This window comes from Pseudomonas chlororaphis subsp. aurantiaca (assembly GCF_013466605.1).
GTDB classification, from domain to species: domain Bacteria; phylum Pseudomonadota; class Gammaproteobacteria; order Pseudomonadales; family Pseudomonadaceae; genus Aquipseudomonas; species Aquipseudomonas chlororaphis_I.
The window spans coordinates 1578735-1598488 of record NZ_CP059162.1; the positions used below are offsets into that span (position 1 = coordinate 1578735).

23 protein-coding genes are annotated in these 19754 nt (G+C 64.7%); 13 read left to right on the top strand and 10 right to left on the bottom strand.

Going from position 1 to position 19754, the window contains the following annotated elements; translation table 11 throughout:
- Positions 1-74 precede the first annotated feature (74 nt).
- From rnd to H0I86_RS07220, 3 genes are all read left to right on the top strand, one after another.
- A complete protein-coding gene (gene rnd / locus H0I86_RS07210; protein WP_180924524.1) occupies positions 75-1208 on the top strand; it encodes a ribonuclease D in 1134 nt (377 codons plus the stop codon).
- Positions 1205-1498: a YcgL domain-containing protein gene (locus H0I86_RS07215; RefSeq protein WP_009047566.1), complete on the top strand. Its 294-nt coding sequence runs from the start codon at positions 1205-1207 to the stop codon at positions 1496-1498. The genes rnd and H0I86_RS07215 overlap by 4 nt, the downstream gene beginning before the upstream one ends.
- Positions 1499-1625: 127 nt before the next feature.
- A complete protein-coding gene (locus H0I86_RS07220; RefSeq protein WP_180924525.1) occupies positions 1626-2558 on the top strand; it encodes a D-2-hydroxyacid dehydrogenase in 933 nt (310 codons plus the stop codon).
- A gap of 132 nt (positions 2559-2690) precedes the next feature.
- Here the strand turns inward: H0I86_RS07220 and H0I86_RS07225 are convergent, their stop codons facing one another.
- A complete protein-coding gene (locus H0I86_RS07225) occupies positions 2691-3284 on the bottom strand; it encodes a nitroreductase family protein (protein WP_180924526.1) in 594 nt (197 codons plus the stop codon).
- A 280-nt stretch (positions 3285-3564) separates the two neighbouring features.
- Here H0I86_RS07225 and H0I86_RS07230 point away from each other — a divergent pair, with 280 nt between their 5' ends.
- Positions 3565-4014, top strand: a complete 450-nt coding sequence (locus H0I86_RS07230) for a YcgN family cysteine cluster protein (protein ID WP_007926912.1) — start codon at positions 3565-3567, stop codon at positions 4012-4014.
- Positions 4015-4060: 46 nt separating this feature from the next.
- Positions 4061-5299 (top strand): hypothetical protein, encoded by a 1239-nt coding sequence (locus H0I86_RS07235; RefSeq protein ID WP_180924527.1) that lies wholly within the window; start codon positions 4061-4063, stop codon positions 5297-5299.
- Positions 5300-5376: 77 nt separating this feature from the next.
- Here the strand turns inward: H0I86_RS07235 and H0I86_RS07240 are convergent, their stop codons facing one another.
- The 4 genes from H0I86_RS07240 to H0I86_RS07255 form a co-directional block, all read right to left on the bottom strand.
- Positions 5377-5754 carry a YgaP family membrane protein gene (locus tag H0I86_RS07240; RefSeq protein WP_180924528.1) on the bottom strand — a complete coding sequence of 126 codons (378 nt, stop codon included), beginning with the start codon at positions 5752-5754 and terminating at the stop codon, positions 5377-5379.
- 88 nt (positions 5755-5842) lie between these two features.
- Positions 5843-6310 (bottom strand): RNA methyltransferase, encoded by a 468-nt coding sequence (locus H0I86_RS07245; RefSeq protein WP_007926908.1) that lies wholly within the window; start codon positions 6308-6310, stop codon positions 5843-5845.
- A gap of 166 nt (positions 6311-6476) precedes the next feature.
- The gene (locus H0I86_RS07250; protein ID WP_009042617.1) at positions 6477-6842 is read right to left on the bottom strand and encodes a YajD family HNH nuclease; all 366 of its coding nucleotides are present in this window, start codon (positions 6840-6842) and stop codon (positions 6477-6479) included.
- Positions 6843-6891: 49 nt separating this feature from the next.
- Positions 6892-7578, bottom strand: a complete 687-nt coding sequence (locus H0I86_RS07255; protein ID WP_009047571.1) for a spermine/spermidine synthase domain-containing protein — start codon at positions 7576-7578, stop codon at positions 6892-6894.
- A 75-nt stretch (positions 7579-7653) separates the two neighbouring features.
- Here H0I86_RS07255 and H0I86_RS07260 point away from each other — a divergent pair, with 75 nt between their 5' ends.
- The gene (locus H0I86_RS07260; RefSeq protein WP_180924529.1) at positions 7654-7959 is read left to right on the top strand and encodes a hypothetical protein; all 306 of its coding nucleotides are present in this window, start codon (positions 7654-7656) and stop codon (positions 7957-7959) included.
- On the opposite strand, the gene H0I86_RS07265 is transcribed toward H0I86_RS07260, so the two are convergent.
- Positions 7956-8429 (bottom strand): cyclic nucleotide-binding domain-containing protein, encoded by a 474-nt coding sequence (locus tag H0I86_RS07265; protein WP_180924530.1) that lies wholly within the window; start codon positions 8427-8429, stop codon positions 7956-7958. The two genes, H0I86_RS07260 and H0I86_RS07265, sit on opposite strands and share 4 nt — an antisense overlap.
- Positions 8430-8538: 109 nt before the next feature.
- A complete protein-coding gene (locus tag H0I86_RS07270; protein WP_180924531.1) occupies positions 8539-10593 on the bottom strand; it encodes a S9 family peptidase in 2055 nt (684 codons plus the stop codon).
- 101 nt (positions 10594-10694) lie between these two features.
- Between H0I86_RS07270 and H0I86_RS07275 the strand changes: the two genes are divergently transcribed.
- Genes H0I86_RS07275 through H0I86_RS07285 form a run of 3 tightly spaced genes read left to right on the top strand, consistent with a single transcriptional unit; the run spans position 10695 to position 12545 of the window.
- Entirely contained in the window at positions 10695-11189 is a 495-nt protein-coding gene (locus H0I86_RS07275) for a hypothetical protein (RefSeq protein ID WP_009047575.1), read from the top strand.
- A 25-nt stretch (positions 11190-11214) separates the two neighbouring features.
- On the top strand, positions 11215-11991 hold the full coding sequence (locus H0I86_RS07280; protein ID WP_016703228.1) for a class II glutamine amidotransferase: 777 nt from the start codon (positions 11215-11217) through the stop codon (positions 11989-11991).
- 11 nt (positions 11992-12002) lie between these two features.
- Positions 12003-12545, top strand: a complete 543-nt coding sequence (locus tag H0I86_RS07285) for a DUF2937 family protein (protein WP_096373318.1) — start codon at positions 12003-12005, stop codon at positions 12543-12545.
- A 141-nt stretch (positions 12546-12686) separates the two neighbouring features.
- Here H0I86_RS07285 and H0I86_RS07290 read toward each other — a convergent pair whose 3' ends face one another.
- Positions 12687-13601: a LysR family transcriptional regulator gene (locus H0I86_RS07290; protein WP_101281963.1), complete on the bottom strand. Its 915-nt coding sequence runs from the start codon at positions 13599-13601 to the stop codon at positions 12687-12689.
- 134 nt (positions 13602-13735) lie between these two features.
- Here H0I86_RS07290 and H0I86_RS07295 point away from each other — a divergent pair, with 134 nt between their 5' ends.
- The 4 genes from H0I86_RS07295 to H0I86_RS07310 all read left to right on the top strand — a co-directional run bounded on the left by H0I86_RS07295 (position 13736) and on the right by H0I86_RS07310 (position 17456).
- Entirely contained in the window at positions 13736-15022 is a 1287-nt protein-coding gene (locus H0I86_RS07295) for an MFS transporter (protein ID WP_009042625.1), read from the top strand.
- Positions 15023-15091: 69 nt separating this feature from the next.
- Positions 15092-15841: a 5-oxoprolinase subunit PxpA gene (locus tag H0I86_RS07300; RefSeq protein WP_038581381.1), complete on the top strand. Its 750-nt coding sequence runs from the start codon at positions 15092-15094 to the stop codon at positions 15839-15841.
- Complete coding sequence (locus H0I86_RS07305; RefSeq protein WP_180924532.1) at positions 15838-16542, top strand: 5-oxoprolinase subunit B family protein; 705 nt, start codon at positions 15838-15840, stop codon at positions 16540-16542. The genes H0I86_RS07300 and H0I86_RS07305 overlap by 4 nt, the downstream gene beginning before the upstream one ends.
- Positions 16539-17456, top strand: coding sequence for a 5-oxoprolinase subunit C family protein (locus H0I86_RS07310; RefSeq protein ID WP_180924533.1), 918 nt, complete (start codon positions 16539-16541; stop codon positions 17454-17456). The genes H0I86_RS07305 and H0I86_RS07310 overlap by 4 nt, the downstream gene beginning before the upstream one ends.
- Before the next feature lie 137 nt (positions 17457-17593).
- On the opposite strand, the gene H0I86_RS07315 is transcribed toward H0I86_RS07310, so the two are convergent.
- Together H0I86_RS07315 and H0I86_RS07320 are read right to left on the bottom strand one after the other, a co-directional pair.
- Positions 17594-18772 carry a vWA domain-containing protein gene (locus H0I86_RS07315; RefSeq protein WP_007926886.1) on the bottom strand — a complete coding sequence of 393 codons (1179 nt, stop codon included), beginning with the start codon at positions 18770-18772 and terminating at the stop codon, positions 17594-17596.
- Positions 18773-18784: 12 nt separating this feature from the next.
- A complete protein-coding gene (locus H0I86_RS07320; RefSeq protein ID WP_016705272.1) occupies positions 18785-19630 on the bottom strand; it encodes an AAA family ATPase in 846 nt (281 codons plus the stop codon).
- Positions 19631-19754: the final 124 nt, after the last annotated feature.

Sequence of the window (19754 nt, forward strand, 5' to 3'; positions counted from 1 at the left end):
GCTCTTGTCGAGTGAATGCTCAGAAATCGCCGAGGGCGATATATACTGCGCGCCATTCTTCAAGGGAGAGCCGTGTGGCCATCGATATTCACTGGATTCGCGACAACGATAGCCTCGGTCAATTCTGCACCGAGTGGCAGAAGCTGCCATTCGTCGCCCTCGACACCGAATTCATGCGGGTCGACACCTTTTATCCGATCGCCGGCCTGTTGCAGGTTGGCGATGGCCAGCGTGCTTACCTCATCGACCCCTTGACCATCGACGACTGGCAACCGCTGGCGGCCTTGCTGGAGAACAGCGCGGTGGTCAAGGTGGTGCATGCCTGCAGCGAGGACCTCGAAGTCCTGCTGCGCCTGACCGGCAGCCTGCCGGCGCCGTTGTTCGACACGCAACTGGCGGCCGCCTACCTGAACCTGGGGTTCTCCATGGGCTACTCGCGACTGGTCCAGGAAGTGCTGGGCATCGAGTTGCCCAAGGGCGAGACCCGTTCCGACTGGCTGCAGCGTCCACTGTCGGAAACCCAGGTCAGCTACGCCGCCGAAGACGCCGTGCACCTGGCCGAGGTCTTCACCCAACTGCGGCCGAAACTGTCCGGGGACAAATACAGCTGGGTACTGGAAGACGGCGCCGAGCTGGTGGCCAACCTGCGCCGCGAAGTCGATCCCTACGAGGTGTATCGCGAGGCCAAGCTGGCCTGGAAACTGTCCCGTGCGCAGCTGGCGGTCTTGCGTGAACTCTGCGCCTGGCGCGAGCGCGAGGCACGGGCGCGGGACCTGCCGCGCAACCGGATCGTGCGCGAGCACTCGCTGTGGCCGTTGGCCAAGAGCCAGCCGGACAGCCTCGGCGCCCTGGCGAAAATCGAAGACATGCACCCGCGCACCGTGCGCCAGGACGGCGAGTTCCTGCTGGGCCTGATCAAGCGTGCCGCCAGCGTCAGCCCCGACCAGTGGCCGCCGGCCGTCCCAGAACCCTTGCCGATGGAAGCCTCGCCCCTGCTCAAGCGCCTGCGCGCCGTGGGCCAGGCCGAAGCCGAGCGCCTGGGCATCGCCCCGGAACTGATGCTGCGCAAGAAAACCCTGGAAAGCCTGCTCAAGAGCGGCTTCCCCAACGGACCCTACCAATTGCCCGATTCGCTGCGTGGCTGGCGCCGCGAATTGATGGGCCAGGCGCTGCTCGACAGCCTGGCCACCGCCGGAGAACAGCCATGAAACGTATCTGCTCGATCTACAAAAGCCCGCGCAAGAACGAGATGTACCTCTACGTGCTCAAGAGCGATGCCCTGGAGCGCGTGCCGGAAAACCTGCTGCTGGCGTTCGGCAAGCCGCAGCACGCCTTCGACCTGGTGCTGAGCCCGGAGCGCAAGCTGTCGCGCGAGGACATTCACCAGGTGCTGGAGAATCTCGAGAAGCAGGGTTACCACCTGCAGATGCCACCGGCCGAGGACGAGTACATCGAGCACTTGCCCGAAGAGCTGCTGCGCCGTAATGATCCGGTCTGACGGACACCTGTAGATGCCCTGTCCGGGGCATCGTTGAAAATGGAACTGACTATATCTGGCGGCTGCCGCGATCGATGGAGCGATACTCCGTCGGCGGCTGCCTGCACCGTTTTGTAAGGTTTGAACCATGCGCGTTCTGATTGCCGAACACGATCACGCTATTTATGCCCGTTTGTTGCGTCAGTTGGCACCTGACCTGGAAGTGCTCACCAGCGGCGATTCCGCCGAGTTGTCAAAGCTGGCCGCGGACTGCCCGGTCTGGCTCGGCCAGCCGGACCTGCTGGCCACCCTGCTGCGCCAGGGCCACCAGCCGCGGTGGCTGCAATCGACCTGGGCCGGCATCACGCCGCTGCTCGCCGACGGCCTGCCACGGCATTACCGGCTGACCCGCGCTGTTGGGATCTTCGGCCAGGTCATGGCCGAATACGTGCTCACCTACATGCTTGGCCACGAGCGCGAAGTCCTCGCGCGCCTGGTCAGCCAAGTCGAGCGCAAGTGGGATAACCGCACGGGCCAGAGCCTGGCCGGGCGCAAGGTGCTGATCGTCGGCGCGGGCGATATCGGCCACAGCGTGGCGCAGTTCCTGCTGCCATTCGGCGTCGAGCTGTACGGCATCGCCAGCGAAGCCCGGGAGCAGGCGCCGTTTGTCGAAGTGGCGGCGATGTCGGAGCTCGGGCGCCTGGTGGGCGAGGTGGATTATGTGATCAACCTGCTGCCCAACACCCCGCACACCCATGACCTGTACGACGCGGCGCTGTTCAAGCAATTCAAGCCGACCGGCCTGTTCATCAACGTCGGCCGCGGTGTCGCGGTGGTCGATGCGGATCTGGTGGAAGCCTTGAAGGAAGGGCATCTGGCGGGTGCGGTGATCGACGTCTGCCGCCAGGAGCCGTTGCCGCAGCGCCATCCGTTCTGGACCGCCTGGGGCCTGCTGCTGACCGGCCACAGCTCGGCGCCGACTTCGCCGACCCTGATGGCGCAGCTATTCATCGACAACCTGCAGGCCTATCAGGCCAACACGGCGTTGCGTGGCGAAGTGGATTTCGCGCGGGGTTACTGAGAGGGACCACAGACTCTGTAGCCGCTGCCGAAGGCTGCGATAAGTTCGAAGGACTTCAGCGATCTTCAGATCCTGCGCCCTCGTTGTGGGCGATCGCAGCCTGCGGCAGCGGCTACAGGGATTGCAGCAGGCTTACAGGCTGAAGTCGCCTTCGGCCACGGTTTCGCTCAATGGGCGACGCGGGCTTGGCTCTTCACGGGCCTGCAGGTATTCGGCGAGGCTCGCCTTGTCACCCAGCTTGCCGACGGCCACCGCGGTATGCAGGGCATAACCTTCTGGAATCTTCAGCTCCTTGCGGGTCAGCTCCTGGTCGAACCCGGCCATGCCGTGGGTGTGCCAGCCGCTGATGCTGGCTTGCAGCGCCAGGTGGCCCCAGGCCGAGCCGGTGTCGAAGGTGTGCCACAGGGCTGGGGTTTCCTCGCTGGCGCCGGGTGCGGTGAAGGTGGTTTTCGAGATCACGATCACCAGCGCCGAGGCGTGCTGCGCCCAGCCACGGTTGAACTCGTTGAGCAAGCCGAGGAAACGTTCCCAGTTCGGCGTGTCGCGGCGCGCATACAGGAAGCGCCACGGCTGTGAGTTGTAGGCCGACGGCGCCCAGCGCGCGGCTTCGAAGAAGCTCAGCAGGGTTTCCTCGGGAATGGCCTCGCCGGTGAAGGCGCGCGGCGACCAGCGATCGGTGAACTGCGGGTGGATGGCGTACTCGGCAACGCGGGGATTGGCGCTCATGACAGAGATTCCTGGCTACGTTTGAGAATGAAATGTGGATAAACCGGCGAGCGCAGTTGAACTGAGCAATGGGGTTTTTCCTGACCCTGGGGCGGTTCACCGGTGCGACGCGGTCGAGCGTTAATGGCACGCGGATAAAGGGTTTTGCGACAGGCAAAACTACTGCGCCGCATGCGGCCTGACAAGTAGTGCCTTACCGACAGTCGCCAGCGCTTGGCCCGCGCGGCCTTGGGCACTAGACTGGCGGCCTTTTCCCTGTCCGATACCGATTACCTGAGCCATGGCCGCCAAAGTTGAACCCTTCTGGATCCGCAAAACCCTCGAACAACTCGATCAGGAGGAGTGGGAGTCGTTGTGCGATGGTTGTGGCCTGTGCTGCCTGCAGAAGCTCGAGGATGAAGAAGACAACAGCGTCTACTACACCCGTATCGCCTGCAAACTGCTGGACCTGAAGACCTGCCAGTGCAGCGACTACGCCAACCGCCGCGCCTCGGTGCCGGACTGTATCCAGCTCACCCCTGGCAAGGCCGATGAGTTCAAATGGCTGCCGCCGACCTGCGGTTATCGCCTGGTCAGCGAAGGCAAGGACCTGCCGCTCTGGCACCATCTGGTGTGCGGTGACCGCGACGCGGTGCACCACGAGCGTATTTCCCAATCCGGACGCATGCTCGCCGAAGGCAGCGTGGCCGAAGAGGACTGGGAAGACCATCTGATTTTCCGCGCCGGCTGAAGGTACGCCGCGCTCGCGTTCAAGGTTGTTTCACGAAGGAGTGTGTATGGCTGTGGGGGCAAGGCTGGCGCTGGCCGGCTGGCTGCTGGTGCTCAGTGCGCCGGGGTGGGCGGCGAAAAAAGTCGATCTGGATTACCACGTGCGTCTGTTGCCGCAGAGCGACCAGGCCGAGGTGCGCCTGACCCTGGCGGACGGCGCGGCGGTGCGTAGCCTGGATTTCAACCTGGGCAAGCATGGCGATTACAGCGACTTCAAGGCCGATGGCCAATGGCAGTCCGATGCGGCCAAGCCTTCCGCGCTGCTGCGTGGCATATGGCGCCCGGCCAGCGGCAAGGCCAGCCTCAGCTACCGGGTGCGGATCAGCCACAGCCTGAAGAAGGACAGCTTCGACAGCCGCATGACCCCGCATTGGGCCTTGTTGCGTGGCGACGCGCTGGTGCCGGCGGCCAAGCTCGACCAGCAGGACGGTATCGAGCTGGTGTCGCGCCTGGAGTTCGAGCTGCCTGCGGGCTGGAAAAGCGTGGAAACCGCCTGGCCGCGGATCGGCAAGAACCGTTTCCGTATCGATAACCCCGCGCGCCTGTTCGACCGGCCCACCGGCTGGATGCTGGCCGGCGCCCTGGGCAGCCGCCGCACCCGACTGGGGGAGACCGAAGTCACGGTGGCCTCGCCACAAGGGCAGGGCATGCGGCGCATGGATGTGCTGACCCTGTTGACCTTTGTCTGGCCGCAGATCCAGGCGACCTTTCCCCGTCACCCCAACAAGTTGCTGATCGTCGGCGCGGCCGACCCGATGTGGCGCGGCAGCCTGGCCGGGCACGATTCACTGTTCTTGCACAGCCGCCTGCCGCTGGTCAGCGAGAGCGGCACCAGCCCGCTGCTGCGCGAGGTGATCCAGGTCTTTGCCCGGATCAACGACAGCGAACGCAGCGACTGGATCGGCGAGGGGCTGGCGGAGTACTACGCCATCGAATTGATGCGCCGCGCCGGCGGCATGAGCGACGAGCGTTATCAGGCGCTGGAGACTCGGCTGGCCAAGAGCGGCCACGGCGTCAGCAGCCTGCGCGGCGAGCAGGTGGACGCGCCGGTGGTGGCCAGGGCCGTGCTGCTGTTGCAGGAGCTGGATCGGGAGATTCGCCTGAAGACCCGCAACAAGCGTTCGCTGGATGATGTGACACGCGAAGTACTGCGTCTGCAAAGCGTCAGCACCGAGGAGTTCGTGAAACTCAGTGAAGGCGTGCTGGACGGCTCGTCCAAGGTGCTCGACAGCGATTTGTTGCGCTAGGTCCGGCTGAGCGCTTTGCGGTTATCGCGAGCAGCCGGTCGATGGCTCGCGATAACCTTCGTTCATTCGACGCGACGCTAGACCCCGGCCTTGGGCGATTTCAGCGAATCGTTGCCGGTCACGGTCGCGGTACGGGTCACCGCCTCGGCATTGGCCTTGAGGGTTTTCAGCTCCGCGCCGGCACGCTCGATCTTCGCCCGCACGTTCTGCATGTCCTGGCGGCTTTTCTCCAGCAGGCTTTTCGCCGAGCTGTGGCCGGTGATGCCACGGGCCAGGGCGACCCCGCCGATGGCCACCTGGATCAGGCCGAACACACCGCCACGGCGCAGGCCCTTGCCAACCATGACCACGCCGCCGGCCAGCGAGCCGATGCGCTCCCAGCCCTGTACATTCTGCTCCGCCGGGCTCTGGAAAGGGGTGGTTGCGATGGGTTCCAGTTGTTTGCTGTCGCTCATGATCTGTCTCCAGGGGGGATGGATATAAAGCTGACTGCGCTGGCGCGTCGCTTGTTCCATCGAATGTGCCGCGAACTTGAGGCAGTGCTCAGAACTTGGGGCCGGAGCGAGTGTTGTTGCCCTTGGCCAGGCGGTCGTAGAGCACCACGTTGACGGTGGCGGCGAGGTTCATGCAGCCGGTGGTCGGGATGTAGACCACGTCTTCGCACCAGTCGCGGATGTCCTTGTCCAGGGAGCCGTCTTCCGGGCCGAAGATGTACAGCGCGCGATCCGGATGGGTGTACTCCGGCAGCGAGCGGGCGCCTTCCACCAGTTCCACCGCCACCGGCACGCAGCCCAGGGGCAGGATCTTCTTCAGGTCGTCGATGCCGATCAGCGGGATGTCCTGGTGGACTTTCTTGGTGTCGGTGACGAAGTCGCGGGCCCGTTCATAGCGCTTGCCGGTGTAGAACACCGACGCGACGCCATAGCAGCCGGCGGCGCGCATCACCGAACCGACGTTCTCCGGTGACTTGGGGTTATACAAACCAATGCAGCTGTACCTTTTGTTTGCCACGAGCGGGGTGCCTTCGAGAAAAATCGCGATTATACGGGGATTGTCGGCCAGCGGTTGGATCCGGCAAACGCATCGCGGGCAAGCGGCGCACCTGCAGGATTCAGTGTCTGCCGGTGCGCCGCTTGCCCGCGAGAGGCCGGTCCAGTTGGACCGGAGAGGGCGAAGGTTACTCTTCGTCTTTCTTCATCAACCCCGCCAGCGCGGCGAAGGGGTTGTGGGTGGCCTTGGCGACTTTCGGCGTGCTCAGGGAGCCTTCGCCGAAGTACTGCTGGTCGGTGTAGCGCGAGTGTTCGTTGTCGTGGCAGTACAGGCACAGCAGTTCCCAGTTGGAACCGTCCTGCGGGTTGTTGTCGTGGTTGTGGTCGCGGTGGTGCACGGTCAGTTCGCTCAGGCGCTTGCCGGAGAACTCGCGGGCGCAGCGCCCACAGACGTGCGGGTACATCTTCAGGGCCTTGTCGCGGTAGCCCATCTCGCGGTCGCGCTGGGCGTCGGCGAGGATGCGGTCGAGCTTGGACGTGTTGGTCGAACTCATGGGTTCACCTTTATGCAAAGACTAATGACGGTAATGGGCCAAGTTTAGCTCAGGCCTTGAGCTTCTCGGCAATCCAGATGGTGTGGCGGGTGCCCTTGTTGCCGTGGGCGAAGACCTGCACTTGCTCGGCCTTGAAGCCGGCCTTGCGCAGCTTGTCGGAATACTGCTTGTCGGCGCTGGCCGACCACACGGCCAGCACGCCCTTGGGCCGCAGGGCCCGGGCGCAGGCTGCCAGCCCGGCGGCGGAGTACAGCCAGCTGTTGGCTTTCTGGGTCAGGCCTTCGGGGCCGTTGTCGACGTCGAGCATGATCGCGTCGAACCCCTGGGGCTCGGCCTGCAGCACCTTGGCCACGTCTTCCATGCGGATCACCGTGCGCGGGTCGAGCAACGGCCGGCCGGATTTTTCCCCCAGCGGCCCGCGGTTCCATTCCACCACCCCCGGCACCAGCTCGGCGACCACCACTTCGGCGCCCTTGCCCAGGTGCTTGAGGGCCGAGGCGAGGGTGAACCCCATGCCCAGGCCGCCGATCAGCACCCGCGAATTCGGCCGCCCGGCGACCTTGCGGCAGGGGATTTCCGCCAGGGCATCTTCGGAGCCGTGCATGCGCGTGTTCATCAACTGCCCGCCGTCGCCGCCCTGGATCTTGATGACAAAATCCTCGCCGTATTCGAACAGGCACAAGGCACCGCCATTTTCGGGAATCGGGGTGGTGTCCAGCAGAACGAAACGTTTCATGAGGGTCTCAATGAAGAAGGCAAACCGGCCCGGTTGGGAGTAGCCTGAGGGCTGACAATAGCGATGGAGCCATTGATGAAGCGCACTATTCTAACGGTCATTGCCCGCACAGCGCTCTTGCTAAGTGCGGCGCTCGCGATGAGTGCCGTGCACGCCGAGGAACTGCAGGCGGTGCCCGTGACTCCGGTCCCCGCCGCCGGCTCGCCCGGCACCGCGACCCCGACCCCTTATCCGCAGGTCACGCCCCCCAGCACCCCCAAGGCCACGGCCCATGGCGGTGCGCCATTGCTGCCGCCGATCGACATGCCCAAGCCGCCGAAGGATCAGACCTTGCCAGGGTTGGAGCAGAACGAGACGAAAACCAAGACGCCGGGTGGCTAGACCTGTTGCGACAGCAACTGCCCGTCGGCCATGCGCAGGCGCTTGGACAGTGACACTGCGAGGGCGCGGATGATCTTGGCGGCGATCTTCGGCGCGTCGTTGAGCATTTTCTCCAGCGAGTCCTTGCCCAGGTTGAGCAGCCGGCAATCGCTGGCGGCCACGCAGGTGGCCGAACGCCGCTCGCCATCGAGCACCGCCATCTCGCCAAAGGCCCGGCCGCTGCGCAGGGTGGCGATGGTCACGCGCACGCCTTCACTGTTGCTCTTCTGCACGGCCACCTGGCCGGAATGGATGATGCACATGAAGCTGCCGGCATCGCCTTCGCGGAAGATCTCCTGGCCCTGGGCGATGCTGCTGATGCTGAAGTAGCCGGCGGCGGCATTGAAGTCGGCCGGCAAGAGCTGATCGAACAATCCGCAGTCCATCAACCAGTCGCGGATTTCGTTGTTCAACAAGGTGGGTTCTGGCATGTCGTCACGGTCTTTTTCTTGTGTCTGTTGCGGTCCCGGGCAGGTGCAGGTGCAGTATGGCCTGGGGCCGTCGGTCCTGTGTTAAGACAGGACCGCCGGCCGGAGTTCCTCAGGCGATGCCCAGAATCTTGAAAACAAATGCATATTCGAGCGCTACGTCACGCAATCCCTGGTAACGCCCGCTCATGCCGCCGTGGCCGGCGCCCAGCTCGGTCTTGAGCAGCAGCAGGTTGTCGTCGGTCTTGGTGGCGCGCAGCCGGGCCACCCACTTGGCCGCTTCCCAATACTGCACGCGGCTGTCGTTGTAGCCGGCGATCACCAGGGTCGCCGGATAGGCCTTGGCCTCGACATTCTCGTAGGGCGCGTAGGCCTTGATCCGCGCGTAGACCTCGGGCTCCTCGGGGTTGCCCCATTCGTCGTACTCGGTGACGGTCAGCGGCAGCTCGGGGTCGAGCATGGTGTTGAGCACATCGACGAACGGCACCTCGGCGATCGCCGCCTTGAACAGTTCCGGCCGCTGGTTGAGCACCGCGCCGATCAACAGGCCGCCGGCGCTGCCGCCGCTGATGGCCAGTTGTCCGGAAGTGGTCAGGCCCTGGGCGATCAGGTGTTCGGCGCAGGCGATGAAGTCGCTGAAGGTGTTCTGCTTGTGTTCCTGCTTGCCGGCGCGGTACCAGGCTTCGCCCAGCTCGCCGCCGCCGCGCACGTGGGCGATGGCGAAGGCCACACCGCGCTCCAGCAGGCTCAGGCGCGCATGGGAGAACCACGGGTCGAGGCTTTCGCCGTAAGCGCCGTAGCCGTACAAGTACAGCGGTGCCGGCCGGCCCAGGGCCTCGCGCTTGATCACCAGGCTGATCGGCACCTGGGTGCCGTCGGCGGCGGTCGCCCACAGGCGCTGGCTGACATAGGCATCCGGGTCGAAGACGCCCAGCACCGGGGTTTCCTTGAGCACTTTCTGTTCGCCGCCGGCCAGTTCCAGCTGGCGGATCTGCGCCGGGCGGTTCAGCGCTTCGTAGCGCAGGCGGATGCGCTGGCTGACGAATTCCAGGCTGTTCTGCACATGCAGGCTGTAGGCCGCATCCGGCAGTTGCACGCGATAGGCCGGCAGGCCCTCGGGGTGCACCTCGATGATCGGCAGGCCGCCTTCGCGCAGGCTCAGGGTCATGGCCGAGTTGTTCAGGCTCAGGCCTTCGAGCATCACGCTGTCGCTGTGGGGGATCAGGTTCTGCCAGTCGGCCTGGCCTGGCACCGTGCCCAGGTCCGGCGCCTGGTAGAGGGCGAAGTTGATGCCGTCGCGGTTGCTGCGGATAAACCAGGTCCACTGGCCGTCGAGCAGGCCATGGTCGACGTCGTACTCATGGTGCTCGACCCGCGGCGCCAGGCAGATGAAGGCGTGCTGTGGCTGCGCCGCGTCGAGTACCCAGACCTCGCTGGTGGTCTTGCTGCCCAGGGACAGCAACAACTGTTTCTCCGAGCTTGAGCGGTAGCAATGGAGGAAAAAGCGTCCATCCGGCTCATGGAACACCTCTTCGGCGGCGGTGCCGTCCAGGCGATAACGGAACAGCTTGTGCGGGCGGTGGGTGTCGTCCAGCTCACCGAAGAACAGGGTCAGGCTGTCGTTGGCCCAGGTCATGCTGCCGTCGCAATCGGTGAACGCCAGCTCGCTGACCTTGCCGTTGGACAGTTCCTTGACGAACAGGGTGTAGACCTCTTCGCCGCTGGTATCGAGGCTGTAGGCCAGGCGCTGGTGGTCGGGGCTGATGCTGAAGGCCCCGAGGGAGAAGAAACCACCCTTGGCCAGCTCGTTCGGGTCCAACAGCAGTTGTTCCTGGCTTTCGTCGACGCTCAGGCTGTCGTCGGCCGGGCGCGGGCAGCGGTAGTGCCGGGCATATTCGTCGCCGGCGGTGGTGCGGGTGTAATACAGGTACGGGCCCCAGGGCGAGGGCAGCGAGAGGTCGGTCTCCAGGATCCGTCCCTTGATTTCCTGGAACAGGGTTTCACGCAGCGCCGCCTGGTCGGCGAGGGCGGCTTCCTGGTAGCTGTTTTCGGCCTTCAGGTAATCGAGCACGGCGTCGGTGTCGCGCTCCTGGAGCCAGGCGTACGGGTCCGGGCCTTCGGCCTTGCGGGCGATCGGGGCGCTGGTGACGTGGGCGGATACGGGCATGAAGGGCTCTCGGGGCGGTGACAATTAAGGGCGCGGCAGACGGCGGTGCAGCCTGACATGCGAAAAGCCGTTATCATAAGCGCCTCTTTGCCTGCCTTGCCATGGACACCATGACCGAGAACGACTATCTGATCGCTTGGGGGCTTTACGCCTTCGCCGCCTTGGGCTGCCTGCTGGTGTGGATGCGCCTGACCCGCTGGATGTGGCGCTGGCTGCGCGAGCCGCTGCGAGTGCTGGTGGCGGTGCTGCTGTTCAGCCCGACCGTGGTCGACCCGGCCAAGGAGATGTTCGCCCCGGCCGTGGCCATCACCGCCCTGGACATGCTGTTCAAGGTTGGCAACAACGCCTGGCGCGCGGTTTCCGACCTGTTCATGTACGGCGTCATCGCCTTCGGCATCTACCTGGTGTTCGTCCTGATCCGCTGGCCGATCGAACGCGCATCCAAGGCCCGCAAGGAACAGGCCGAGGCCGCCAAGGCCGCGGCCCGCGCCGAAGAGCCGGACGACCAGCCTTTCGGCGGCGCCGGCGATGATCGCTACGGCCGCCCGCCAGTGCCCAGCAACCCCCAGCGTTCGCGGATCGAGCCGCGTCTGTAACACGCATTGAAGCGAGAGTCCGAGCATGTGTGAGTTATTGGGCATGAGCGCCAATGTACCGACCGATATCGTGTTCAGCTTTACCGGGCTGATGCAGCGCGGCGGGCGCACCGGCCCGCATCGCGACGGCTGGGGCATCGCGTTCTACGAGGGCCGTGGCCTGCGCCTGTTCCAGGACCCGGCGGCGAGCAGCGAGTCGGAAGTGGCCAACCTGGTGCAGCGCTACCCGATCAAGAGCGAAGTGGTGATCGGCCACATTCGCCAGGCCAACGTCGGCAAGGTCTGCCTGTCCAACACCCATCCATTCGTGCGCGAGCTGTGGGGGCGCAACTGGTGTTTCGCCCATAACGGCCAGCTGGCGGACTTCCAGCCGGCCATCAGCTTCTATCGTCCGGTGGGCGATACCGACAGCGAAGCGGCCTTCTGCGATCTGCTCAATCGGGTGCGCGAAGCCTTTCCCGAGCCGGTGGAAGTCGAGGAGCTGCTGCCGTCGCTGGTGGCCGCCTGCGCCGAATATCGCAGCAAGGGCGTGTTCAACTGTCTGCTCAGCGACGGCGACTGGCTGTTCTGCTACTGCTCGACCAAGCTGGCGCAGATCACCCGCCGCGCGCCCTTTGGCCCGGCCCGCCTGAAGGACGTCGATGTGATCGTCGACTTCCAGGCGGAAACCACGCCCAACGACGTGGTGACGGTGATCGCCACCGAGCCCCTGACCGAAAACGAAACCTGGACTCGCTACGAGCCGGGCCAATGGAGCCTGTGGCGGCGCGGTGAATGCGTGCTGCACGGCCAGACCGAATAAGGACATCCCCTATGTTGCTCAGTTATCTGCGGCTGGTGTTGTTTGCGGCCGGCCTGTTGGTCGGCGTCCAGGTGCCGGGGTTCATCAGCGATTACGCCAAGCGTGTCGAGGCTCACCTGATCGAGGCCCAGGCCAGCCTTCAGGGGTTCCAGGGCACCGCCAACCAGTTCTTCAAGGGCGATCTGCAGGCGCTGGTCGCCCACTATCGGGCCAGCGACGATCCGGTGTTCCGCAGCGATGCCGACAGCCTGGGCAATCTGCTCGTTCGCCAGCGCGCCCTGGACAAGCAGTTCCAGGCCATGCAGGGCCCCTGGTACATCCGCCTGCTGCAAGTGGTGCTGGCCGCCGACCCGGATATCCGCAAGGAAACCTGGAACGGCTACAGCTACCAGATCCTGCTGACCCCGCAGGCGATGATCTGGGCCATGAGCGGCGCCTTGCTGTTGTCGTTCGGCCTGGAATGCCTGTATCGCCTGATCGATTGGGTGGTGCTCGGCGGCAAGCGCCTGCGCCAGAGCCGGCCGATCGAAGAGCGTGACTTGAAGGGGCTGTGATGTAGCCGCTACCGCAGGCTGCGATCGGTTGCGCAGCAACCGCAAAGATGGCAGGCCCACAAACCCTCATCGAGGCGATTCACGCAGGCTGCGCCCGCAATCGCAGCCTGCGGCAGCGGCTACAAAGGCCTTCGCGGTGGATCAGCCCGCCAGCACGATATAGTCCGGCCCCACCTTGCGCGCATAACTTTCCAGCACCTGCTGGCACAGCACCACCACCTCTTCCACCAACTCGACACCCACCCGCCACGACACCACCACCTGCAGGTTCGGCGGGCGCTGGTCGATGGCCAGCAAGGTCAGTTCGCCGCGCGCCAGTTCTTCGCTGACCAGCACCGGCGGCAAGGCGCCGATGCCGAAACCGTCGCGTAGCAGGCGGGTGATGGCCGACACCGAGTTCACGCAGTTCAGCCGTGGCGCGCTCACGCCGTTGGCCTGCATCAGGCTCAGCACTTCCTGGTGCGGCAGGGAGTTCTTCGAGTAGGTGATGATGCGTTCCCGGGCCAGCTCGGCCAGGTTGGCGTACTCGCGGTTGTAGATCGAGTGGCTGGCGACTATCCAGCCCATCGGGTGGCTGGCCAGTTCCAGGCTGCGAATGGACTCCTGGCGCAGCAGGTCGGTTTGCAGGACCAGGTCGAGAAAGCCTTTTTGCAACTGGTCGCAGAGGTTCAGCGAGGTATCGGCCACCAGCTCGATTTCCACCTGGGGATAGCTGTCCATCATCCGCGCCACCAGGGGGCTGAGCCAGGTGTGGATCACCGTGTCCATGACGCCGATGCGAATCCGCCCGACCTTGCTCGAACGGGTCTCGATCGACTGCTTGAGCGCCTGCATGGTGTCCATCATCTGCTCGGCATAGTCGAGCACCTTGAGGCCTTCCGGGGTCAGGCTCACACCGCGCGAATCGCGCAGGAACAGCTTCACTCCGAGTTCTCCCTCGAGCACGGCGATGCGGCTGGAGATCGATGCTTGGGTGGTGAAGAGTTTGTCGGCGGTCAGGCGAAAGCTTTTCAGGCGCGCGACCCAGACAAAGGTTTCGAGAAACTTGAGGTTCATGCGATCAACTTTTCTTATGTCTGGAGGCGGTTTTTATTAGTTGGACGGGGCAGGGCGCGGGCGCCAAAAATCGCTGCGTCTCACGATAAGCGTCGTCGGGACCCAGAACAATATTAATAAGGTGGAGATTTGCCATGAGTGCGCCCGACACGCTCGCCGCCAGCAAGGCCAAAGGCCGCGCCGGCCCCTTCGACTGGTACCGCGACATCAACCAGCAGGAACGCCGCACGTTCTGGAGCTGCAAGGCCGGTTACGGCCTGGATGGCATGGACACCCAGATGCTCAGCTTCGTCATTCCGACCCTGATTGCGCTGTGGGGCATCAGCTCCGCCGAGGCCGGCCTGATCCACACCAGCACCTTGCTGGCCTCCGCCCTGGGCGGCTGGATCGCCGGCATCCTGTCCGATCGCATCGGCCGGGTGCGTACCTTGCAACTGACCGTGCTCTGGTTCGCCTTCTTCACCTTCCTCTGTGGCCTGGCGCAGAACTACGAGCAACTGCTGATCGCCCGGACCCTGATGGGCTTCGGTTTCGGCGGCGAGTGGACCGCCGGCGCGGTGCTGATCGGCGAGGTGATCCGCGCGGAAAACCGCGGCAAGGCGGTGGGCATGGTGCAGTCCGGCTGGGCCTTGGGCTGGGGCATCACGGCACTGCTGTATGCGCTGATGTATTCCCTGCTGCCGCCGGAAGACGCCTGGCGCGCCCTGTTCCTGCTGGGCATCCTGCCGGCGATCTTCGTGATCTTCGTCCGTCGCCTGGTCAAGGACCCGGAGGTCTACCGGCAAACCCGGGCCCGGGAAGTGCCTGACAACCCCTCGCGGTTCTACGAGATTTTCGCCCCCGGCATTCTCAGCACCACCCTGCGCGCGTCGCTGCTCGCGGCCGGTGCCCAGGGCGGTTACTACGCCATCACGTTCTGGCTGCCGACCTTCCTCAAGACCGAGCGCGGCTTGAGCGTGCTCAGCACCGGCGGCTACCTGGCGATGGTGATCTTCGGTTCCTATGTGGGCTATGTGATCAGCGCCTATCTGACCGATATTCTCGGGCGCAAGAAGAACTTCGTCCTGTTCGCCGCCGGCTCGTTCACCATCGTCCTGCTGTACACGCAAATGCCGGTGAGCAACGCGGTGATGCTCTGGCTGGGCTTCCCCCTGGGCTTCTTCGCTTCGGGGATCTTCAGCGGCATGGGCGCCTTCCTGACCGAGCTGTTCCCCACGCGGATCCGCGGTTCGGGCCAGGGTTTCTGCTACAACAGCGGTCGGGCGCTGGCAGCCCTGTTCCCGCTGCTGATCGGCCTGCTCAGCCAGCACATTCCGCTGGGCGCGGCCATCGGCACCTTCGCCGCCGTGTCCTACGGCATCGTGGTGCTGGCGGCCTTGAGCCTGCCGGAAACCCGCGGCAAGCAACTCGAAGCGCGCTAACTGATAATCTGTGGGCATCCCACCGCGATCCCCGCAGCCAAAACGACAAACGCTACAGGAGCACTGACCGTGAGCCGCCTGTTATTGAATTGCGACATCGGCGAAAGCTTTGGCAACTGGACCATGGGCCTGGATGCCGAGGTGATGCCGTTCATCGATTGCGCCAACATCGCCTGCGGTTTCCACGCCGGCGACCCGAGCATCATGCGCAAGACCGTCAGCCTGGCCCTGGCCAATGGCGTGCGCATCGGCGCGCACCCGGCGTACCAGGACCTGGCCGGTTTCGGTCGCCGCTCCATGGCCTACGGTGCCCAGGAACTGCAGGACCTGCTGCATTACCAGATCGGCGCCCTCGACGGCATCTGCCGGGCCCAGGGCAGCCGGGTGAGCTACGTCAAACCCCATGGCGCCATGTACAACGACATGATGGCCAACCCGGCGCAGCTGCGCGCGGTGATCCAGGCGGTGGCCGCCTACGACCGGCAGCTGCCGTTGATGCTGATGGCCACCCGTGACAACAGCGCGGCCCAGGCCCTGGGCGACGAGTTCGGCGTGACCCTGTGGTTCGAAGCCTTCGCCGACCGCGCCTACGACAGCGCCGGCCATCTGGTGTCGCGGCAACTGCCGGGGGCGGTGCATCACGACCCGGAAAAGATCATTGCCCAGGCCCTGACCATCGCCCGTGGCGACGCGCTGCTGGCCAGCGACGGCAGCGCCTTGCACCTGCAGGCCAATACCCTGTGCGTGCACGGCGACAACGCCAGCTCGGTGGCCGCCGTGCAGCGTATCCGCGCGGCCCTTCAGCAGTTGCCAGCATGAAAATACGCCTTGAAGTGGTGGCCATCGACTGCCTGATGGTGCGCCTGTTCGATGCCATCGCCGAGGCCAACATGCCGTGGATGCTCGCCGCCAGCGAGCGCCTGCGGGCGGCCTTCGGTGGGCAGTTGATCGACCTGGTGCCGTCCTACACCACGCTGATGGTGCACTACGACCTGCGTGCCCTGAGCCCGTCCCAGGCCCGGGAACTGATCGATGTGGCGCTGACTGACTTGACTCCGGATTCGCGCACCGGCGGCCAGCGCCATGTGCTGCCGGTCTGGTACGACCTCAGCGTCGGCCCGGAGCTGAGCCTGTTGTCGCGGCGCAGTGGCCTGTCGGTAAGCGAGGTGATCCGTTGCCACAGCGAGCGCGAGTACCAGGTGTTCGCCTTGGGGTTTGCCCCGGGTTTCGCCTTTATGGGGCTGGTGGACGAAGTGCTGGCCGCGCCGCGCCTGGATACACCGCGCAAGCGCGTGGCGGCGGGCAGCGTCGGCATTGCCGAGCGGCAGACCGCGGCTTATCCGGCGGTGTCGCCGGGTGGCTGGAACCTGATCGGGCGCACACCGAGCCGCCTGTTCGATCGCGAGCGCGACGGCTACAGCCTGATGCAACCGGGCGACAGCGTGCGTTTCGCCGCGGTGGACCACGCCGAATTCATCCGCCTGGGCGGCGACGACACGCCATTGGAGGTGCCGGCATGAGCCGCCTGACGATTGAAGCCAGCACACCTTTGTGCCTGTTGCAGGACGCCGGTCGCTTTGGCGTGCGGCACCTGGGCGTGACCCAGGGTGGTGCGCTGGACTGGGTGTCGATGTCCTGGGCCAACTGGCTGCTGGGCAACGTTTTGGATGCGCCGGTGATCGAGATCACCCTGGGCGGCTTCAGCGTGGTCGCCGAGGAGCTGTGCCTGCTGGCGCTGGCGGGCGCCGACCTGGGGGCCTTTATCGACGAGCGTCCGCTCAGCCCGGGGCGCAGTTTTATCCTGCAAAAAGGCCAGCGGCTGCGTTTCACCCAGCCGTATCTGGGGGCGCGGGCCTATCTGGCGGCGCCCGGTGGTTTCAATGCGCCCAAGGTGCTGGGCAGTTGCGCCAGCGTGGTCCGCGAGGAGCTGGGCGGGCTCGACGGGTTCGGCCGGCCGCTGGCCGAGGGTGCGCGGCTGGAGTATTCCGGGGCGGGGGTGAACCTCAAGGCGTTGTCGGGCAAGCAACTGCCGGACCTGCAATCGAAGGCACCGCTGGAGGTGATTCTCGGGGCGCAGATCGGCCAGTTCAGCGGGCAGAGCCTGTTCGATGCCTTCAACAGTGACTGGACCCTGGACAGCCGCGCCGACCGCATGGGCATGCGCCTGCTGGGGCCGCAATTGCGTTATCAAGGGGCGCCGATGATCTCCGAGGGCATTCCCCTGGGGGCGATCCAGGTGCCGCCGGACGGCCAGCCGATCGTGCTGCTCAACGACCGGCAGACCATTGGTGGTTATCCGCGGCTGGGAGCCTTGACGCCTCTGGCGCTGGCGCGGCTGGCGCAATGCCTGCCGGGCAGCGAGGTGCGCCTGACACCGGTGGTGCAGGAGACGGCGTATCGGCAGCAGATCGAGTTTCTACGCGGTTTGGTGTGACACGGAGCAATACCTGTAGCCGCTGCCGCAGGCTGCGATAAGGCCCGAAGGGCCTTCAAGCGGACTCAAGAGCGCGTCTGCTTCGCAGCCGATCGCAGCCTGCGGCAGCGGCTACAGGGATCGCGTTGGACAGGATCCTACTTGGAGAGAAACCGCATCCCTTCTTCCAGGCCGCGCAAGGTCAGCGGGTACATCTGGTCTTCGATCAGCTCGCGCACGATGTTGGTCGAGGCGGTGTAGCCCCAGGTGTCTTTCGGGTAGGGGTTGATCCAGATGAGCTTCTTGTACTTCTCCATGAAGCGCTGCATCCACACATAACCGGCTTCTTCGTTCCAGTGCTCGACGCTGCCGCCGGCCTGGGTGATTTCGTAAGGCGCCATGGCGGCATCGCCGACGAAGATCACTTTGTAGTCGGCACCGTACTTGTGCAGCACGTCCTGGGTCGAGGTGCGTTCCGAGCCGCGGCGCAGGTTGTTCTTCCACACCGACTCATAGATGAAGTTGTGGAAGTAGTAGTACTCCAGGTGCTTGAACTCGGTCTTGCAGGCCGAGAACAGCTCCTCGCAGATCTTCACGTGGGCATCCATCGAGCCGCCGATATCGAACAGCAACAGCAGCTTGATGCTGTTGCGCCGTTCCGGGCGCATCTGGATGTTCAGCAGGCCGGCGTCGCGGGCGGTGTGGTCGATGGTGCCATCGATGTCCAGCTCGTCCGCCGCGCCCTGGCGGGCGAATTTGCGCAGGCGGCGCAGGGCCACCTTGATGTTGCGGGTGCCCAGTTCCACCGAGTCGTCGAGGTTCTTGTACTCGCGCTGGTCCCAGACCTTGACCGCCTTGCCCTGGCGCTTGCCGGCGTCGCCGACGCGGATGCCTTCCGGGTTGAAGCCACCGGAGCCGAAGGGGCTGGTGCCGCCGGTGCCGATCCACTTGTTGCCGCCGGCGTGGCGTTCCTTCTGTTCTTCCAGGCGTTTCTTGAACTCTTCGATCAGCTTGTCCAGGCCGCCGAGGGACTGGATCTGCGCCCGTTCCTCATCGCTCAGCGAGCGCTCGAACTCCTTGCGCAGCCAATCCTCGGGGATCAGCGCCTGCAGGTGGTCGTCGAGTTTCTCCAGGCCGTTGAAGTAGGCGCCGAACGCACGGTCGAACTTGTCGAAGTGCCGCTCGTCCTTCACCAGGATCGCCCGGGACAGGTAATAGAACTCGTCCATGTCGGCGAAGGTCACGCGCTGCTTGAGCGCGTTGATCAGGTCGAGCAGCTCGCGCACCGACACCGGAACCTTGGCGGCACGCATTTCATTGAACAGGTTGAGCAGCATGACAATGCCCTCTCAGCGGGTGCCGCGACGGCTCATGAACGCCAGGCGTTCCAGCAGTTGCACATCCTGCTCGTTCTTCACCAGGGCGCCGGCCAGCGGCGGGATGGCCTTGGTCGGATCGCGTTCGCGCAGCACCGCTTCGCCGATGTTGTCGGCCATCAGCAGCTTGAGCCAGTCCACCAGCTCGGAGGTCGAAGGCTTCTTCTTCAGGCCCGGCACCTTGCGCACGTCGAAGAACACGTCCAGCGCTTCGCTGACCAGGTCCTTCTTGATGTCCGGGTAGTGCACGTCGACGATTTTCTGCAGGGTGGTGCGGTCGGGGAAGGCGATGTAGTGGAAGAAGCAGCGGCGCAGGAAAGCGTCCGGCAGCTCTTTCTCGTTGTTGGAGGTAATGATGATGATCGGGCGCTGCTTGGCTTTGATGGTCTCGTCGATTTCGTAGACGTAGAACTCCATCTTGTCGAGTTCCTGCAACAGGTCGTTGGGGAACTCGATGTCGGCCTTGTCGATTTCGTCGATCAGCAGGATCACCCGCTCCTCGGATTCGAAGGCCTCCCACAGCTTGCCTTTCTTCAGGTAGTTGCGGATGTCATGCACCTTGTCCACGCCCAACTGCGAATCGCGCAGGCGGCTCACCGCGTCGTACTCGTACAGGCCCTGGTGGGCCTTGGTGGTGGACTTGATGTGCCAGGTGATCAGCTTGGCACCGAAGGACTCGGCCAGTTGCTCGGCGAGCATGGTCTTGCCGGTGCCCGGTTCGCCCTTGACCAGCAGCGGCCGCTCCAGGGTGATGGCGGCATTGACTGCCAGCTTCAGGTCATCGGTGGCGACGTACGCGCTGGTGCCTTCGAACTTCATCTGCAATTCCTCGAACGGTAACGCCGACGTGCATCGAGCAGGTCGGAAGAATAAAACACGAATGGCCGACTATAGCGCGGGGCCCGGTCGACTGTGAACGCAGACGCCCCATTCAGTCTCTGAA

Excerpts from the sequence above, each read along its gene's own strand:
- H0I86_RS07215 (WP_009047566.1), top strand. The coding sequence starts at position 1,205 with ATGAAACGTATCTGCTCGATCTACAAAAGCCCGCGCAAGAACGAGATG.
- H0I86_RS07220 (WP_180924525.1), top strand. The coding sequence starts at position 1,626 with ATGCGCGTTCTGATTGCCGAACACGATCACGCTATTTATGCCCGTTTG.
- H0I86_RS07225 (WP_180924526.1), bottom strand. The coding sequence starts at position 3,284 with ATGAGCGCCAATCCCCGCGTTGCCGAGTACGCCATCCACCCGCAGTTC.
- H0I86_RS07230 (WP_007926912.1), top strand. The coding sequence starts at position 3,565 with ATGGCCGCCAAAGTTGAACCCTTCTGGATCCGCAAAACCCTCGAACAA.
- H0I86_RS07235 (WP_180924527.1), top strand. The coding sequence starts at position 4,061 with ATGGCTGTGGGGGCAAGGCTGGCGCTGGCCGGCTGGCTGCTGGTGCTC.
- H0I86_RS07240 (WP_180924528.1), bottom strand. The coding sequence starts at position 5,754 with ATGAGCGACAGCAAACAACTGGAACCCATCGCAACCACCCCTTTCCAG.
- H0I86_RS07250 (WP_009042617.1), bottom strand. The coding sequence starts at position 6,842 with ATGAGTTCGACCAACACGTCCAAGCTCGACCGCATCCTCGCCGACGCC.
- H0I86_RS07255 (WP_009047571.1), bottom strand. The coding sequence starts at position 7,578 with ATGAAACGTTTCGTTCTGCTGGACACCACCCCGATTCCCGAAAATGGC.
- H0I86_RS07260 (WP_180924529.1), top strand. The coding sequence starts at position 7,654 with ATGAAGCGCACTATTCTAACGGTCATTGCCCGCACAGCGCTCTTGCTA.
- H0I86_RS07265 (WP_180924530.1), bottom strand. The coding sequence starts at position 8,429 with ATGCCAGAACCCACCTTGTTGAACAACGAAATCCGCGACTGGTTGATG.
- H0I86_RS07270 (WP_180924531.1), bottom strand. The coding sequence starts at position 10,593 with ATGCCCGTATCCGCCCACGTCACCAGCGCCCCGATCGCCCGCAAGGCC.
- H0I86_RS07275 (WP_009047575.1), top strand. The coding sequence starts at position 10,695 with ATGGACACCATGACCGAGAACGACTATCTGATCGCTTGGGGGCTTTAC.
- H0I86_RS07280 (WP_016703228.1), top strand. The coding sequence starts at position 11,215 with ATGTGTGAGTTATTGGGCATGAGCGCCAATGTACCGACCGATATCGTG.
- H0I86_RS07285 (WP_096373318.1), top strand. The coding sequence starts at position 12,003 with ATGTTGCTCAGTTATCTGCGGCTGGTGTTGTTTGCGGCCGGCCTGTTG.
- H0I86_RS07290 (WP_101281963.1), bottom strand. The coding sequence starts at position 13,601 with ATGAACCTCAAGTTTCTCGAAACCTTTGTCTGGGTCGCGCGCCTGAAA.
- H0I86_RS07295 (WP_009042625.1), top strand. The coding sequence starts at position 13,736 with ATGAGTGCGCCCGACACGCTCGCCGCCAGCAAGGCCAAAGGCCGCGCC.
- H0I86_RS07305 (WP_180924532.1), top strand. The coding sequence starts at position 15,838 with ATGAAAATACGCCTTGAAGTGGTGGCCATCGACTGCCTGATGGTGCGC.
- H0I86_RS07310 (WP_180924533.1), top strand. The coding sequence starts at position 16,539 with ATGAGCCGCCTGACGATTGAAGCCAGCACACCTTTGTGCCTGTTGCAG.
- H0I86_RS07315 (WP_007926886.1), bottom strand. The coding sequence starts at position 18,772 with ATGCTGCTCAACCTGTTCAATGAAATGCGTGCCGCCAAGGTTCCGGTG.
- H0I86_RS07320 (WP_016705272.1), bottom strand. The coding sequence starts at position 19,630 with ATGAAGTTCGAAGGCACCAGCGCGTACGTCGCCACCGATGACCTGAAG.